The organism is Amycolatopsis halotolerans (assembly GCF_042647905.1).
GTDB classification, from domain to species: domain Bacteria; phylum Actinomycetota; class Actinomycetes; order Mycobacteriales; family Pseudonocardiaceae; genus Amycolatopsis; species Amycolatopsis halotolerans.
In genome coordinates, this window is sequence record NZ_JBHRWI010000051.1 from 58,042 (window position 1) to 72,656 (window position 14,615).

At 69.5% G+C, this 14,615-nt stretch carries 14 protein-coding genes; 9 read left to right on the forward strand and 5 right to left on the reverse strand.

All coding sequences use genetic code 11. The features are described 5' to 3' along the window. Positions 1-64: 64 nt before the first annotated feature. Positions 65-1,222, reverse strand: coding sequence for an NAD-dependent epimerase/dehydratase family protein (locus tag ACFORO_RS35415; protein ID WP_377869758.1), 1,158 nt, complete (start codon positions 1,220-1,222; stop codon positions 65-67). A gap of 187 nt (positions 1,223-1,409) precedes the next feature. On the opposite strand from ACFORO_RS35415, the gene ACFORO_RS35420 reads away from it, so the two are divergent. Next, positions 1,410-1,916, forward strand: coding sequence for a GtrA family protein (locus ACFORO_RS35420; protein WP_354745883.1), 507 nt, complete (start codon positions 1,410-1,412; stop codon positions 1,914-1,916). Here ACFORO_RS35420 and ACFORO_RS35425 read toward each other — a convergent pair. Next, complete coding sequence (locus tag ACFORO_RS35425) at positions 1,846-4,020, reverse strand: glycosyltransferase (RefSeq protein ID WP_377869759.1); 2,175 nt, start codon at positions 4,018-4,020, stop codon at positions 1,846-1,848. The genes ACFORO_RS35420 and ACFORO_RS35425 overlap by 71 nt on opposite strands. Then, positions 4,017-4,961: an NAD-dependent epimerase/dehydratase family protein gene (locus ACFORO_RS35430; RefSeq protein ID WP_377869760.1), complete on the reverse strand. Its 945-nt coding sequence runs from the start codon at positions 4,959-4,961 to the stop codon at positions 4,017-4,019. Before ACFORO_RS35430 ends, ACFORO_RS35425 begins: the two co-directional genes overlap by 4 nt. 234 nt (positions 4,962-5,195) lie before the next feature. On the opposite strand from ACFORO_RS35430, the gene ACFORO_RS35435 reads away from it, so the two are divergent. From ACFORO_RS35435 to ACFORO_RS35445, 3 genes are read left to right on the forward strand one after another with little or no spacing between them, the layout of a single operon-like run. Next, positions 5,196-5,639, forward strand: a complete 444-nt coding sequence (locus ACFORO_RS35435) for an XRE family transcriptional regulator (RefSeq protein WP_377869761.1) — start codon at positions 5,196-5,198, stop codon at positions 5,637-5,639. Further along, complete coding sequence (locus ACFORO_RS35440) at positions 5,636-6,244, forward strand: hypothetical protein (protein WP_377869762.1); 609 nt, start codon at positions 5,636-5,638, stop codon at positions 6,242-6,244. The genes ACFORO_RS35435 and ACFORO_RS35440 overlap by 4 nt, the downstream gene beginning before the upstream one ends. 7 nt (positions 6,245-6,251) lie before the next feature. Further along, positions 6,252-7,328 (forward strand): hypothetical protein, encoded by a 1,077-nt coding sequence (locus ACFORO_RS35445; RefSeq protein WP_377869763.1) that lies wholly within the window; start codon positions 6,252-6,254, stop codon positions 7,326-7,328. Here the strand turns inward: ACFORO_RS35445 and ACFORO_RS35450 are convergent. Beyond that, on the reverse strand, positions 7,270-7,791 hold the full coding sequence (locus tag ACFORO_RS35450; RefSeq protein WP_377869764.1) for a 2'-5' RNA ligase family protein: 522 nt from the start codon (positions 7,789-7,791) through the stop codon (positions 7,270-7,272). The genes ACFORO_RS35445 and ACFORO_RS35450 overlap by 59 nt on opposite strands. Before the next feature lie 168 nt (positions 7,792-7,959). On the opposite strand from ACFORO_RS35450, the gene ACFORO_RS35455 reads away from it, so the two are divergent. From ACFORO_RS35455 to ACFORO_RS35475, 5 genes are all read left to right on the forward strand, one after another. After that, positions 7,960-8,121: a hypothetical protein gene (locus ACFORO_RS35455; RefSeq protein WP_354745896.1), complete on the forward strand. Its 162-nt coding sequence runs from the start codon at positions 7,960-7,962 to the stop codon at positions 8,119-8,121. 124 nt (positions 8,122-8,245) lie between these two features. After that, positions 8,246-9,046 (forward strand): alpha/beta fold hydrolase, encoded by an 801-nt coding sequence (locus ACFORO_RS35460; protein WP_377869765.1) that lies wholly within the window; start codon positions 8,246-8,248, stop codon positions 9,044-9,046. 397 nt (positions 9,047-9,443) lie between these two features. Beyond that, on the forward strand, positions 9,444-10,970 hold the full coding sequence (locus ACFORO_RS35465; protein ID WP_377869766.1) for a CehA/McbA family metallohydrolase: 1,527 nt from the start codon (positions 9,444-9,446) through the stop codon (positions 10,968-10,970). A 94-nt stretch (positions 10,971-11,064) separates the two neighbouring features. Further along, positions 11,065-11,880: a hypothetical protein gene (locus ACFORO_RS35470; protein WP_377869767.1), complete on the forward strand. Its 816-nt coding sequence runs from the start codon at positions 11,065-11,067 to the stop codon at positions 11,878-11,880. 583 nt (positions 11,881-12,463) lie between these two features. Then, positions 12,464-13,021 carry a DUF3558 family protein gene (locus ACFORO_RS35475; RefSeq protein WP_377869768.1) on the forward strand — a complete coding sequence of 186 codons (558 nt, stop codon included), beginning with the start codon at positions 12,464-12,466 and terminating at the stop codon, positions 13,019-13,021. A 164-nt stretch (positions 13,022-13,185) separates the two neighbouring features. On the opposite strand, the gene ACFORO_RS35480 is transcribed toward ACFORO_RS35475, so the two are convergent. Continuing rightward, the gene (locus ACFORO_RS35480; protein WP_377869769.1) at positions 13,186-14,100 is read right to left on the reverse strand and encodes a trypsin-like serine peptidase; all 915 of its coding nucleotides are present in this window, start codon (positions 14,098-14,100) and stop codon (positions 13,186-13,188) included. Between the last annotated feature and the right edge of the window lie 515 nt (positions 14,101-14,615).

Genomic DNA, 14,615 nt, shown 5'->3' on the forward strand with positions numbered 1-14,615 from the left:
CGGCGGCGGAACGAGGCGGAGCACAGGACTTCCCGGCGCGAGACCAGAACGGCCCAGCCCGAGGTCAGGACGCTTCGACCGCCCCGCGCCAGCGCACCGTCGGCCGCAGCCGCTCGTCGTTCACCCGGTGCTTGTTCGCCCCCACGATGTCGAACATCGACTCGATCAGCGTGTCCGACAGCAGGTGCGGCTCCAGCCCCAGCCCGACCAGCCCGGTGTGCTTGACGTGGTAGTAGTGCTCCGGCTGCTCGACCCGCGGGTTGTCCAGGTTCTCGATCTGCACCGGCCCGGGGAAGCGGTCGGCGACGAGTTCGGCGATCTCCCGCACCGACAGGCTCTCGGTCATCTGGTTGAAGACCCGGAACTCGCCGCGCCCGGCCGGATTCTCGACGGCCAGCCGGATGCACTCGACGGTGTCGCGGATGTCGATCAGCCCGCGCGTCTGCCCGCCCTTGCCGTACACCGTGAGCGGCTGCCCCAGCACGGCCTGGATGACGAACCGGTTGAGCACCGTGCCGAACACCGCGTCGTAGTCGAACCGCGTGGCCAGGCGCGGGTCGAGCGCGGTCTGCGGCGTCTGCTGGCCGTACACGACGCCCTGGTTGAGGTCGGTCGCGCGCAGGTCCCAGATCCGGCAGGCGAACTCGATGTTGTGCGAGTCGTGGACCTTCGACAGGTGGTAGAACGAGCCCGGTTTCTTCGGGTACAGCATCCGGTCGCGGCGGCCGTTGTGCTCGACCTCGAGCCAGCCTTCCTCGATGTCGATGTTCGGGGTGCCGTACTCGCCCATCGTGCCCAGTTTGACCAGGTGGATGTCCGGGTCGATCTCGGCGATCGCGTACAGCAGGTTGAGGTTGCCGACGACGTTGTTGTGCTGCGTGTAGACCGCGTGCTCGCGGTCGATCATCGAATACGGCGCGGACCGCTGCTCGGCGAAATGCACGATCGCGGAAGGACGGAAATCGCGCACCGCGTCGAAGAGGAATTCCGCGTCGAGCAGGTCGCCTTCGTAGCGTTCGATCCGCTTTCCGGACACCGCGTGCCACGCGTCGGCGCGGGTGCTCAGGTCTTCGATCGGGACCAGGCTCTCCGCGCCGAGTTCCACGTCGTACCGGCGCCGCGCGAAATTGTCCAGAACCGCCACTTCGTGGCCTCTGTCCGACAGGTGGAGCGCAGTGGGCCAGCCTAGGTAACCGTCACCGCCGAGAACCAGCACTCGCATCCAGAGCACCCTTTCCTTTCGTCTTCGCGACAAACGCGGCCTTTTGTTGTAACACGGCGCGCGGTGTCGCGTGGCAGATCCGAACCTAATCGCCGACCGCTGATGTTCGGCTGGCAGTGAGCTGTGAATCCGCTGTGGGCCGGGGGGTCGCGCGGCGAAGCCCGCGGCCCGAGGGGAGACTGGGGACATGACGACGGTAACCAACCCGGCGAACCCCCGCACGACGGAGGAATCGCCCAAGCCGCGCCGCCGCGGCCTGGCCCGGTTCGTCCGCGCGGCCGCCAGTTCGGTGGCCGCGACCCTGCTCAGCCAGGCCGCGCTGATCGCGGTGCTCGCCGCGAACGGGGCCCCGTGGCTCGCCAGCGCGTGCGCGTTCGCGGCCGGGGCGGTGCTGAACTTCTTCCTCACCCGGCGCTGGGTATGGGGCCGTCGCGGCCGTCCGGAAGTGGGCCGCGAGCTGCTGCCCTACGTTCTCGTCATCTCGCTCGGCGGTCTCGCCTCGGTCGGCCTGACCACGCTTGCCGGGCACTTGCTCGCGCCGCTGCACCTGCCGCACTTCTGGTGGGTCGTGCTGCTCGACGCGGCGTACGTGCTCAGCTACGCGCTGGTGTTCGTCGCGAAGTTCACGATGCTCGACCGGTTCGTTTTCGGCCGCGGCGCAGCACGTACCCCCGCCACCACGTCCCTGTCATGACCCGCGCGTAGTTCGCGCCGTACACGACACTGCCGCCCTTTTTGCTCTTGCCCGCCTTGCGCAGCCGCATGCTCATCGGCCGTTCCAGCACGCGCGCGCCTCTCGCGGTCGCGCCCAGCAGCAGTTCCGACGACTGGTACTGCGGTTCGTTCAGCGGGATCGCGCACGCGAGTTCCGCACGCAGCGAACGGAATCCGAACGACGTGTCGGTGATCCGCCGCCAGGTGAGCACCGAAGCGAGCCACGCGAACACTCGCACGCCGACCCACCGCATCCGGCTGTCGGCCTCTTCGTGCCCCAACCGCCGGGAGCCGGTCACGAAATCCGCCGTGCCGTCCAAAAGCGGCGCGAGGAGTTCGGCCATTTCGCTGTTGTCGTACTGACCGTCGCCGTCGGTCGTCACGATGTACTTCGCGCCGTTCTCGGCCGCGAGGTGGTATCCGAGGCGCAGCGCGGCGCCCTGGCCGCGGTTAGTCGGCGCGACGCACACGTACGCGCCATGGTCTTCCGCGATGGCCGCAGTGTTGTCCGTACCGCCGTCTACAACCACCAGGACGTCCACTGGCAGCCCGAGACATTCGTCGGGCATCTTCTCGAGCACCTGACCGATGCCGTCAGCTTCGTTGTACGCGGCGATCACCACGGTCAGCTCGGACAGCTTCGCGCCGGGATGCCGGTCGTGGAAGTCCGCGACCGCGCCTTCGTCGACAGTGTCGGGATAACTGCCGAGGCGACGACGGCTTGCCACCGTGAGCGTCGTGAACCCGAGCGCACCGGCGACCGGCAACAGCACGAGCGCAGGCAGTTGGTAGCGCCAGGAAAACTCGAACACCGCGGACGAGAACAGCAGGAACAACCCAGTGCCGGCAGCGAACAGCGCACCGCTGCGCGCGATGTGCCGGGGTTTCTTGCGCCGCAGCACGGTCAGCAGACCGAGCAGCGCGAAGAACCCGAGCACCGCGCCGGGCACGAACCCGCCGTTGATCTGGTAGTCGCGCAGGAACACCGCGATCGGCTCGTTGACCTTGGGATCCGTGCCGTCGTACTGCTGGGTGACCGCCTTGATCGCGGCGGGATCGGCGAACTGCGGGTAGGTCAGCTGGAACTGCCACCGGTCGATCGGCACGTCGTTGGCCGCGGTGTAGCGGGTGAACTGGAAGCTCTTGCCGAAGTCGCCGAGGATCGACATCGCGACGTCCCACCACTGCGCTTTCAGCGTCGTCATGGCGAATTCGCGCGCCAGCGCGCCTTTGTCCGCGCCGGGCGGCAGCGGGCCGGGCCACGCCGGGTCGAGATCGGCGTGCGTGTAGTTGTCGACGAGCCGGTTCTCGACCGGTTCGGTGGGGCAGAACTGCCGTACGACCGGGTCGAGCTGGAGTTTCGCGCAGTCGGCGACCGCGGCGGTGCGGCCGTAGAGCATGCTGCCGGAAGGCCCGCTCAACCCCCATTTTCCGGTCTCTGCCTTGACTTGCGCAGCATACGGGACCACCACGACGAGGATCGCGAGCAGCCCGATCCCGGCGTTGCGCCAGCCGCGCCACGAACGCCAAGCGCTGCCCGCGGCGAGGAGGTACAGCAGGAACGGCGCGGCGATCGTGATGCCGATCAGCCGCACCAGCACGCCGAAGCCGACCACCAGCCCGGCCAGCGCGATCCGCCGCCAGTTCGGCTTTCCCCTGGCCAGCACCAGCCACAGCAGCCCGAACAGCAGCGCCTCGAACAGCACTTCTGCCATGATGTTCTGCTCGATCTGCACCTGGTACGCGTCGAGCAGCAGCGGCGCGGCGGCCAGCGCGCCCACCCAGTTGCGCGCGCCGAGCCGCCGGGCCAGCGCGTAGATCCCGACCGCGATCGCCAGCCCGGCGAGGTGCTGCACGGCGGCGACGAACGACAGCCCGCCGACCGCAAGCAGCGGCTTCAGCAGCAGGTCGTAGCCGACCGGGTTGATCCCGTCGGCGCGCAGGCCGTGCAGATTGTCCAGGTACCGGAAGGAATCGATGTACAGCAGCGCCGGCTGGTACGCGATCCAGGACAGCACCCGCAGCGTGGTTCCCGCGGCGAGGAGCACCAGCAGGAACGCGTGGCGGCGGAGGAACCCGGTCACTGCGCCTCGGCCCGGTCCAGTCCGGAGAAGTACTTCCAGGCGGTGGCGAGACCGTCGGCGAGGGTGATTTCCGGCTGGTAGCCGATGGTTTCGGCGCTCGCCGACACGTCCACGACCACCGCGGGCATCTCGCCGGCGGGCGCGGGCACATGCTCGATCGGCAGCTCGGCCCCGGTCACCGCGCGCACGGTCTCGACCATTTCCAGCACTGACACGGAATGTCCGGCGCCGACGATCGCGCGGCCGGTGTAGCCGCTCTCGTACGCGAGCGCGATCGCGCGTATGACGTCGTCGACATGCACGAGGTCGCGACGCTGCTCACCGGTGCCGTACACACGCACGCCTTCATTATTCAACGCCGCGCGCATCATGCGCGGTACGAAGCTGTCTTTGTGCGACATGCCGGGTCCGTACACGTTGGTGAAGCGCAGCGCGCACGTCGTGATTCCGTACGCGCCCGCGTAGCCCGACAGCAGCATCTCGCAGGCCGCCTTCGTCGCGCCGTAGGGCGTAAGCGGCTTCGTGGGCAGGTCGACTGTGATGGTGTTAGTGCCGACGTTGCCGATCACTGCGTTCGTAGAAGCCAGAATGAATCGCGGTACGTCGCGTACGCGGCACAGTTCGAGAAGCTCTTGTGTCACCGCGACGTTCTCCGCGTACGTGTCGCGCGGCAGCTCTACTGACTTCAGCACGGACGTCAGCGCGGCAAGGTGCACGATCCCGCCGACTCCTGCTTCGACAGCTGCTTCGCGGGTTTCGGCGGCACGCAGATCTCCGACGACGACGCGCACTCCCTCGTCCGTCGTCTCGTAGCGCACGCGGTCGACGACCGTGACCGGATAACCGCGCTCACGAAACTCGCGCACGACAGCGCGCCCGATGAAGCCGCTGCCGCCCGTGACGACGACGGGTGTCCTTTCGGGACTGTGGGGGAGTGTCATGGCGCACAACCTACCTCCGCAGTCTGTGCGTCACTTGTGCGTCCCTCGCTCGGACAGACACCAACTTGCGCGGTACCGCGTGCGGTCACCCCCAGCGACCGCACGCGGATCCCGGTGTTTAGTTTTCTAAACGATGCGCGGGGCGAGTGTAGCTGGAACGGGACGGCTGGTGTCAAGTTTTCGGGACGGTTATGCTGGAAGCTGTTACGGAGACGGAACGGTGGTGGGGGCGGCATGGCCGAGCAGGAGGAGGAGCGCAGCTTCGCGGAGCGGCTGGCGCACCTGATCGCGACCGTCCACCCGCCGGACCGCAAGCCCTACTCCTACCGCGAGATCGCGCAGGGCGTCGCCGACGTCACCGGCGTCAGCATGTCGGCCACGCACGTGCAGCAGCTGGCCGTCGGGGCCCGGCGCGACCCGAAGCGCTCGCACATCCAGGCGCTCGCGCGGTTCTTCGGCGTGCCGGTCACCTACTTCTTCGACGACGAGGTCGCCGGCCGGGTGGACGAGCAAGTCGCCGATGTCGTCGCCTGGCGCGACACCCAGGCCCGCGACCTGGCGCAGCGCGCGATGCGGCTTTCCGAGCGCGACCGGCGGACTGTTTCCGCCCTGATGGACCAGCTCGACAGCTACACCGAGGGACGCGATCGCACCCGGCGCGGACGCAAGCCGGAGTGAGCCGGGCGGCTATGCTGGCGACGGCCGGAGCGCCGGGGACCCCCTGGTGCACGAGGCTGGTCCAGCCGCCGATCGCCTCGGGAGGGGACATCGACCCGACCGTGCGAGTGCGCGCCCGCGACCGGGTGCGCGACCTGCTGCGGCACGTGCCCGCGCCGCGGCCGTGGTCGATGAACGCGTGGCTCGACCGGCTGGAACGGCACCGGGGCCGCGACATCGACCTGATCGCGGTCGACTACGCGCCCGGCCAGCCCTCCGGTGCGTGGCAGCGCCGCGAAGACTTCGACCTCATCGCGTACGCGGCGGGCACGTCGTCGCTGCACCAGGACCACATCATCGCCCACGAAATCGCGCACCTGTTGTGCGGCCATCGCGGCGAATGCGTGCTCACTGACGCCGAAGCGGCGACGGTCGCGCCTGATCTCAGCGCGCACCTGCTGTCGCATCTGCTCACCCGCGTCACCACGAATTCCGACGAGTACGAAGCGGAGCTCATTGCCGTGTTCCTGATGAGCGCCGCCACCGAGGACGCCGCCCAGTTGCGGCCAGGCGCTTCCGGCCCGGCCGCGGACCGCGCGCGGCGCTTCGCGTCGCTGCTGGGATAGCGCGCGGATGATCGACGTTCTGTTCTTCGGGGTCGGCCTGCTCGCCCTCGCGGCCGGGATCTGGCGCGCGGTGCGAGCGCGGCGGACTGGCGCGGGTGCGGGGCTGGCGACCAGCTTGATCGCCCTCGGCGTCGCGTTGTGCTTGCTCGCCGACAGTGCGCAGGCGATCGAAAGCCAGCTGTACCCGAGCCTAGGGCGGCTGCTGTCGAATCTCGCGACGATGGTGGCTGCGTACGGCATCGAAGTCACTGTCGCGGAGATCGGTGGCGTGGCAGAGCGTCGACGGCGCGCGCGACTCGGGGCGTTGATTGTCGCGCTTGTCGTGCTTACTGCGTCGTTCTTCGTGACGCGCGGGCTGCCGACGGGCGTCGGGCTCTTCGACGAGCTGTACCGGTCTAATCCGTCACTGGTCGTGTACATCGTTGTGTACACGCTGTACCTGGGCTTCGCGGTGGCGGACATCGCTGTGGTGTCGGCAGGCGCGGTGCGCGCTGGCACGGGTGCGTTGCGGGCCGGGCTGGGCATCATGCTCGTGGCTTGTGTGTTCGCTTTCGCTTACCTGGTCGGGAAGATCGTCGATCTGATCAGCGATCTGACTGCCGAACATCCGGCCACGAAGCTGTGCCGCGGCGCGTTTTCCACGGTGAGGTGCACACTCGCGGTCGGCTTCCCCGCGGTTTCGGTGCTGCTGATCGTGGTGGGGCTGACGGTGCCAGCGTTGCCCGCGTTGGGACGGGCCGTGCGCGACGCACGGACGCGGTCGGTGCTGCGGCCGCTTCGCGAGCATTTGGCTTTGCGGTACCCGGACGTCGTCCGCCTTGACGACGCTTCGGGGACCGGACGGGAGCGGTTGTTGACCATGATGAGCGAGATCAACGACGGGCTGTTGCTGTCCGGCGTCGGGCCTGGGCTGTCGCCGAACGCGGCCGCGCGGGTGCTGCGCAGTTCGGCCGCGGCGGTGCCGGACGAGCCCGCAGCACCGTCTGGGGAGACGGCTTTCGCTGCTGACGTGGCTCGGCTGCGGGCTATCGCGCAGGCGTTCCGAGCGGAGCCGACAGCCGGAGCTGCCAACCCTGCTCCGTGAGCACGACGAGATGCAGCGTCTCCGCCCGCGCGGTGATCGGCAGCGCGGCTCGCGCCCGTTCGGCGACCTTGGCGCGCTGGTCGTCGGTGCCGCCGAGAGCGATCGTGAGATGCGCTGGCGGGTGCGCTCCGAAACGGCCGCTATACGGGGGTGCTTCGGGCCAGTGATCGCATACGGCGTCAGCGAGGGGCTGGAGAGCGGGGGCAGCCGCGGCGACGAATCCGGGCGCGGTGACCAGGTCGGTCAGCTGCACTTCCGTCGCGGGGAAGCTGGTGGCGAGCTGCCGGATAGCGGCGTCGGTCTGCTCGGTGAGCCGGTCGGCGGGCAGGAACGGGTACAACGCGGTGACGTGCGGCGGAAGGCCGGGCCGGACGAGCCCGGGGTCGACGGCCGCGGCGGTTTCGAGCAGGACGGCGGCGGACGGGAGCGTGACGACGAGCGCGCTGGTTCCGGGCGTGGGCACGGCCCCGATCCTGCCGGACGCCCTCGCCGCGCCGGAAGGGCCCCTCGCGAGCCGGAAAGGAAAGGCAACCCTTTCCGTTGTGCTTCTTCCGGGGAATTCTGCTTAACCGAACCCTAAGTCTTCCCCAAGTCCGCCGTCGGCGATTCTTAGCGGTCCTACACTCGGTGGATGAAGATCGTCCTATGGACCGCATTGTGCGGATTGTGCGCCGTCGCCGGCCACGTGCTCCTGGGCGTCGTGGCAGGTTTCCTTCTGCTGGCTTGTGTTCCGCGCCGTCCCGCGCAGGGGCGCCCGGCACCCGAAAGAGAATTGATCAGCTCCCGCGGCTGACTTTCCGGGAAATTCTCCCGGAATACGCGCCTCCCGCGGCCGGCGCCCCCTCCTCCCGGCCGCCGTGTCCCGGAATTGTCGGTGCCGTGCGGTACAACGGTGTCCGGCTGACAGGGAGGGAACGATGCATTACGTCGAACACGGTTCCGGCACGCCGGTGCTGGCCGTGCACGGCTGGATGCCGGACCACCGCCTGATGACCGGCTGTCTCGAGCCGGTCTTCGCGCGGCGGCCCGGATTCCGGCGGATTTACCCGGATCTGCCCGGGATGGGCGAGTCGCCCGCCGGGTCCGCGCGCGGGTCGGACGACCTCGTCGCCGCGCTGGAGGACCTGGTGGACGACCTGATCGGCGACGAGCCGTTCTTGCTGGTCGGGGAGTCGTACGGGGGTTATCTGGCGCGGGGGCTGGTGCGTGCGCGGCCCGCGCAGGTCGCCGGGCTGGCCTTGGTGTGCCCGGTCGGGCGTCCGGTGCCGGTGCTGGAGCGGGACGTGCCGGACCACGAGGTGCTGCGCGCTGATCCGGAGCTGCTGGAAAGTCTCGATCCGGCGGAGGCGGCGGAGTACGGGGACATCGCGGTGGTCCAGTCCGCGGAGACGCTGGCGCGGTTCCGGGCGGACGTCGCGCCCGGGCTGGCGGCCGCCGACCGGAGCGCGCTGCAGCGGATGCTGGCGGGCTGGACGTTGTCGGTCGACCCGGAAAGCGGTCCGGAGTATCGGAAACCGGCGCTGATCGTGTGCGGGCGGCAGGACTCGGCTACGGGATTCGCCGAGCCGTACGGCTTGCTGGGGCACTATCCGCGGGCGAGTTACGCGGTGCTCGACCGGGCGGGGCACAACCTGCAGTTCGAGCAGCCGGTGTTGTTCGAGGCGCTGGTGGAGGAATGGCTGGACCGGGTCGTGGAGGGGAGTGGTGCGGTGCGGTGAGACGGGGTGAGGTTCGCGGTCGTCGCGCTTGCGTCGGTGGGCACGGTGCGCTGCTTGGCCGTGAGCGCGCGGTGTGTTGCTCGGCGGTGAGCGCGCGGTGCGTTCCTCGGCGGTGTGCGCATGGTGTGTTGCTCGGCGGTGAGCGCGCGGTGCGCTGCTTGGCCGAGCGCGCACGGTCCGCTGCTCGGCGGCGAGCGCGTGGGTTGGTGCGCGACTATTCCTTATGGGATAGGTGATCCTGCTTCGCCGGTCGCTCGCCTCTCCTCGAGGCACGGATCGGCGGGCTGAGGACCTCAGTGCCGCGCGAGGCGAGGCACCGAGTGTTCACCGCAGCGTCGTTGATGGGGGTTGCTCCGGCGGCTAGCGTCGGCGCGACTTCTTTGCTGCGGAGGTAGGCATGTCCACTGGGGAACTCAACCGGCGCAACCTGTTCCGGGCCGGCGGCGTCGTCGCGGCGGGTGCGGCGATGAGCATGGTGCCGGGCGTCTCGTTCGCCGAGTCCGCGCCCGGCGCCGGGCAGCAGACGAAGACCGTCACCGGCACCTTCCGCCCGGACGTGCCCGACTGGTACTACCTCCCGGTCGACGTGCCGCGCGGCGTGAAGCAGATCGACGTCGTGTACTCCTACGACAAGCCGTCGGTGCCCGCCGGAACGCGCGGGAACGCTTGCGACATCGGGATGTTCGGGCCGGAAGGACACGAACTGGGCACGCGCCGCGGTTTCCGCGGCTGGTCCGGCGGCTTCCGCGACCGGTTCTCGATCAGCGCCGCCGAGGCGACGCCCGGGTACCTCGCCGGACCGATCACGCCCGGCCGCTGGCATGTCGTCCTCGGCCCGTACACGGTCGCGCCGCAGGGCCTGAACTACCGCGTCGACATCACGCTGACGTTCGGCCGCGACACCTCGAAGCCGTTCCAGCCGAACCCGGCCCCGGAGAGCGCGCCCGCGCGCGATCGCGGCCGGTCCTGGTATCGCGGCGACTCGCACCTGCACACCGTCCACTCCGACGGCAGGCGCACGCCCGAGCAGCTGGTCGCGGACGCGCGGGCGGCCGGGCTGGACTTCATCGTGTCCACCGACCACAACACGTCCAGCTCGCAGCTGGTGTGGGGCAACTACGCGACCGACGACCTGCTGATCCTGAACGGCGAGGAGGTCACCACGCGGTCCGGGCACTGGCCCGCGATCGGCGTCCCGGCCGGAACGTGGATCGACTGGCGCTACCGCGCGTCCGACCCGCGAGACTTCCGGCGGTTCACCGACCAGGTGCACCGGGCCGGCGGCCTCGTCACCGCCGCGCACCCGTTCGCGAACTGCTTCGGCTGCACCTACGAATTCGCCTACGAGATCGCCGACCTCGTCGAGGTCTGGAACGGCCCGTGGACCGCGGACGACGAAGCGAGCGTCACGCACTGGGACGGCCTGCTGCGCGGCGGCCGGTTCATCCCGGCGATCGGCGATTCCGACGCGCACAACCCGGACCAGACCGTGGCGCTCCCGCACACAGTCGTCCAGGCAGACCGGCTCGGCCGCGCCGAACTGCTCACCGGGCTCAAAGCAGGCCGGTCCTGGCTCGCCGAATCGAAGGACGTGCAGCTCGACTTCTCCGTCTCCGGCGCGGGCCGCACCGCGGGCATCGGCGGACGGCTCGTCGCGGGCACCGGCACGCCGATCGAGGTGCGCGCGGTCGTTCGCGGCGTGCCCGGCACCACCGTGACCTTCCTCGACCAGCTCGGCCCGGAGCACAGCGAGACCGTTCCGGAGTCCGGCACCGCGACCGTCACGTGGACCACGTACCCGCGCTACAGCCGCTGGGTCCGGGTCGAGGTGCGGCGTCCGTCGGGCGGCCCGAAGACCACGACGCCGAACGCCATGGTCGCCATGTCGAACCCGGTCTTCCTGGGCGCGCCCGACGCCGGCTGACCCGACCCGAGCGTCTCGCGGCCGAGACGTCCGGGCAGACTGTGCACTTAAAGTGGGCAGTGGGGAAGGGCGGGCACGGGTGCGCGGGTGTGGCGTGCGAGCGGCGATTCTTGCGGTCGTCGTGGCCCTCGCGGCGGTGGTCGTCGTGGTGGTCATGTTCTCGAGCAGTGACGAGGTGAAGACCCCCGGCTGCACTGTCGCGTTGCCGAAGGGACCGAACGACGCCTCCGCGCCGCAGTACACGCTGCAGCCGGACCCCATGAACAACGCCGCGATCATCGCCGCCGTCGGCCTCAAACAGGGCCTGCCCTCGCACGCGGTCACGGTCGCCCTCGCGACGGCGCTGCAGGAGTCGAAGCTCCGCAACCTGAGCGGCGGCGACCGGGATTCGATCGGCCTGTTCCAGCAGCGCCCGAGCCAGGGCTGGGGCACGCCCGACCAGCTCCAGGACCCGGTCTACTCGGCGACGGAGTTCTACAAGAAGCTGGCGAAACTCGACAACTGGCAGACGATCCCGATCACCGAAGCGGCGCAGGCCGTGCAGCGCTCCGGCGCTCCCGACGCGTACGCCCAGTGGGAAGACGAAGCCACCGCACTGACCGGCGCACTGACCGGCCAGCACCCGGCGGCCCTGACCTGCCGCAACCTGACGCTCAGCCCGCCGGCAAACCTGGTGACAGTCGCGAACGCCGAACTGGGCACAGCTCGGTTGAGCGGCGCGCACCCGGCCGCGGAAGGCTGGCGAATCGCGAGCTGGCTGGTAGCCCGAGCGGCGAAGCTGGGCGTGGACCGGGTGAGCTTCGCCGGTCAGACGTGGACCGCGGAGTCGGGCGCGTGGGCGGCGGATGAGAAGGCTGGGCAGAATCTCTCGCTGCATCAGGCGCCGGTCGCGCCGCCCAGTTCGGGCTGATCGGACCGGCCAGGCTGCTGTTGACGGCTCGAATCGCGGACCTCGTGCGGACGCTGGCAGCCCGCTGAGTGCCCGACCGCTCCGGGCTAAAGGCTGCTGCGCCTCCCGAACGCCGCGAACCACCGGTATCCGGTCAAGTGCCGACGGTAAATCGGCCAGATCGCACGAGGACTTCGACAGCAGACGCCGGGGCGCTGGCAACTGACGTCCTCGGCAGGAGCACTGCGCTTTGAGAGGGTCCGCTGCCACGGCACTTTCGGTTCCCGTGGTCGCAGTCTCGGCCATGCCTCGGCTCGCGCCGCCGGACGAATCCGTGGCATTCAATTCTTTGTGCAGCTGGATCCGGCGGCTTGGGCAATTATTTCGGTGAATTCGGCCGCGAGTAAAAACCGTTGTGCACCTCCGGCGCTTCGACGGAAAAGCCATCGTTCGCGCGCTGGTGATTTGCCTTTGTGTCAACAAGATCCTGGCAGAACAGCTCTAACGCAACGCAGTGGAGATCGTCTCGGAGTCGTGGTTGAATGGCCGCCGAGCGCGACATCTGGATTGCCAGTTTCAGGTATTCACTGTCGAAGGCGGAAGAATGAGCAGAACGCGACCGGTGCGATTCCTTCCCGCGGCCGTTTTGGCGTCTCTCGCAGCCTGCGGTTCCCCGGAAGACAGCGTCGGGGCGAGCCAGGCACCTCCGCCCGGCAACGTGTCGACGTCACCGTCCGCGAGAACCTTCACCGGCGCGGATCTCTGCGCCTTGCTGACCGATGCGGACAAGCAGGCCCTGGGGCTGGCCGGTCCGAGCGAGGCTTGGGACCGGCCGTACAAGATGGGCGGCAGCCGCCGTGCGCGATGCCGGTGGACCGGCGACGACACCCAGCTGGCCCTCGCCTTCCACGACGCCGACTTCCCGAAAGACACCAGTTACTTCACCAAGGTCGAGGTGAGCCGGGAACAGATCCGCGGGCGCGACGCCAAGGTGGTCGCGTTCCTGCAGGCACCGATGAATTGCGACGTCCTCGTGAATCTGCGCCCGCTGGCCCACTTGAGCGTCGACGCGACTCCGGTTTCCGATGCGCTGGACCAGGCAGAGAACTGCGCGTTCGCCAGGCGGGTCGCGGAGGCCGCCGCCGCGAGAATCCCCGGCTAGCGACGGCGGCCGCTGTCTGTCGCAGGGCTGCTTCGGAACCAAGAGAATCTTCTCCCTCCCGCGCGGTGTGCCGGAGTCGACGTCCATGGTGACCTCGCCGTCGATCCAGCAGGTCGTCGGCGTCGGTGCTTCCCGCGACGGATAAAGCTGCTGGCGGCCTTAATTCACCTGATCGCCGAGTTGTAGAGCTGAGCGATGTCGTCGTCGAAGTAGGCGCTGTAGGAGACGTCCGGGGTGGCGCCGCCGGTTTGGTAGCCGCCGATGGTGCCGATGACGGTGCCGGTTCCGGTGTTCGGGTCTTGGTTGATGACCCACGGTCCGCCGCTGGTGCCGTCGGGGAAGCCGGGGCAGGCGACTCGTTGCTGGAAGGCGTCGGACTGGGTGGTGGTGCCGGTGCAGACGACTGGTTGCTCGGTGCCGTCGGGGTAGCCGGTGAGGGTGATCGTGTGGGAGAAGCCCTGGTTCGTGCCCAGCTGGTTGGCGCCGATGAGGCTTTCGAGGCTCGCGGAACCGGGCTGGGCGACCTTGAGGAACGCGAAGTCGAGGTCCTGATCGGACGAGGACTTCCACCCGTCGGCGGTGATCGCGGCGGTGACCTGCCAGGTGCCGTACGGCGCGATGCCGTCGTGGTAGCCGGGTTTGAAGGTGACTCCGGAGACGTCGCCGCTGACGCAGTGCGCGGCGGTGAGGAGCAGGTCGCCGGCCGGGCTGTGCACGACGCTGGCCGAGCAGAAGTGGTTGCCGCCGGAGAAAAGCGCGCCGACGGTCCGGCTCGCCGTCCCGGTCGTGGCGGCGCTGGGGGACGTGCCGGTGTCGCCGGTCGTGGCGGCGCTGGGGGACGTGCCGGTGTCGCCGGTGGCGGAAGCGCTGCGCGGCGTGCCGGTGTCGCCGGTCGATGGGGTCGCCGCCGTGCCGCGGGAATCATCGCCGGTCGAGACGGCGGGGGTGCCCGTGCCGCTCGGCTGGCTCGCCGGGCCGGTGACGTCGGCGGTGTCGACGACGGCGTTGGCACCGCCGGTCGCGACGATCGCCGCCGCCGCGCAGACGATCAGCGCTGTCCGGGAAACGTTGACTCTCACGCTTCAAGATGACCATGCCGACGCCCGCCAGGCATCCCGTGCGGCCGGATGCACAGCAACCTCACAGCGCTTGCACATCGCCTCACAGCAGGGAATTCGATCTGCCGCGCCCGGAATTTTCCACCCTGGCGGGGGTGGGTGAACGGGTGCGCCGCGAGGTGGTGACGTCCCGTCCCGCGGTGCCTTTGCCGCAGGCAGGGGTGACCGGCCGGGCTGGGGGACTGGCCGGTCACTCGCCTGTTGTGCGGGCAGCCCGCGGGACTCCGCCGAGCCGGGCTGTCGTCCGTGTTGGCGCTCTGTTCGGCTGATTGGGTTGTCACCCGGACGGACGCGCCGAGCACCTGACCGCTCGGCGGTTGACGCGACCGGGCCGAGCCGGGCACGGCCAGCGCGGGGCAGTGACCCCGTCGCGACGACGCCCGTGTTCGGCCGGGCTGGCGATCGTCCGTGTGGCGTGCCGGTCGATTCGTCAGGTGTGGTCGGGCTGCCGTTCGCGCCGGGTGGTCCTTGCCCGA